We start from the raw sequence: 1,383 nt of genomic DNA on the forward strand, positions 1-1,383 counted from the left end.
CTGGACTGCACCCCTGAAGTGAGACACGATAATTACAGTGACAGTGGGGTTGTCACGATGCGTTACCGCGCGTTGTTTTGCGCGAACGCGGTTTCGAACTCAAGAGGCGACTGGTATCCGAGCGCCGAGTGCAGGCGCTCCTTGTTGTAGACCTCCGCGATGAAGCTGTTGATATGGCGGCGGGCGTCGACCAGGTCGGCAAAGTCTTTGCCGTTGATCTGTTCAGCCTTGAGCGTTTTCATGAAGCTTTCAGCCTTGGCGTTGTCGAAGGGGTTGCCCGGCCTGCTCATGCTGATGGTGATGTCGCGATCGGCAAGCCGCTGGCGATAGGCGATGGACGCGTATTGCACGCCGCGGTCGGAGTGATGGATTAGGCTGCCCGGGGCCGGTCCCCGAGCCGCGATAGCTTTTTCCAGCGCGGCGATGGCGAGCGAGGCATCGAGCGTGTCCTCGAAGGCCCAGCCAACGGCCTTGCGCGAGAACGCGTCGAGAATGACGGCGAGATAGGCGAAGGTTTTGGCCAGATGCACATAGGTGATGTCCGCGACCCAGATCTGGTCGGGTGCGGACGGCACCAGGCCGCGGACCAGATTGGGGACGACGAGAAAGCCCGATGGCCGCTCCGCCGGCGGCTTCAGAAACGGCGTCTTGCGCTGCGCCAGCAGGTTATCTTCGCGCATAAGTCGCTGAACTTTCTTGGCGTTTACGACCATGCCTTGGCGTCTGAGGGTGGCTGTCACCCGTCGATAGCCGTAGAAGACGTGCTTGAGGCAAATGCGCTGGATCACGTCGTGCAGCTCGCACTCGGCCGTCTCGTGGCTGCGTTTGGCGTGATGGCGATAATACGTCGCGCGCGGCAGGCCCGCGAGGCGACACAGGCGCTGCACATCGGCACGAGCATCCAGTGTCTTCGACGTCATGGCTTTGATGACTTCGATAATGCGGATGCGGGTTTGCCTTGCGCTGCCGGCCGCTTCAATGCGCGCAAGGCTTGCCGAAAAAAATCGAGGTCCATCTGCTGGCGGCCTACCAGGCGTTCGAGCTCGGCGATGCGGGCTTTGGCAAGCGCGAGGGCGGAGCGCTTGTCGTCGTACGTCAGCAGCGGCTTGAGCTTGCGGGGGCCAGGTTTGGGTCCGGGCTTCCGGTTCAAACCGTCCGGCCCATCGGCGTTCCAGGCTTTGATCCAGTCATGGAGAATCTTGCGGGAGATTCCAAGCTCGCGGGCCACAGGAAGGACGCCTTCGCCTCGCTCAACCCGCTTGATCGCCTTCAATTTGTAAGCCGTCGGAAACTGACGCTTCTTTCCTCGTCCTGCCACAGGTCATCCTCGAAATGCCTGTCACTGTAATTATCGTGTCTCACTTCAGGGGTGCAGTCCAGCAC

2 protein-coding genes are annotated in these 1,383 nt (G+C 61.0%); both read right to left on the reverse strand.

The genetic code is table 11. The features are described from left to right. Positions 1-62 precede the first annotated feature (62 nt). A complete protein-coding gene (locus B5V03_RS23225; RefSeq protein ID WP_129272719.1) occupies positions 63-920 on the reverse strand; it encodes an IS3 family transposase in 858 nt (285 codons plus the stop codon). Further along, positions 917-1,318 carry a helix-turn-helix domain-containing protein gene (locus tag B5V03_RS23230; RefSeq protein ID WP_129272720.1) on the reverse strand — a complete coding sequence of 134 codons (402 nt, stop codon included), beginning with the start codon at positions 1,316-1,318 and terminating at the stop codon, positions 917-919. Before B5V03_RS23230 ends, B5V03_RS23225 begins: the two co-directional genes overlap by 4 nt. Positions 1,319-1,383: the final 65 nt, after the last annotated feature.

Source organism: Bradyrhizobium betae, from assembly GCF_004123905.1.
GTDB classification, from domain to species: Bacteria; Pseudomonadota; Alphaproteobacteria; order Rhizobiales; family Xanthobacteraceae; genus Bradyrhizobium; species Bradyrhizobium betae_A.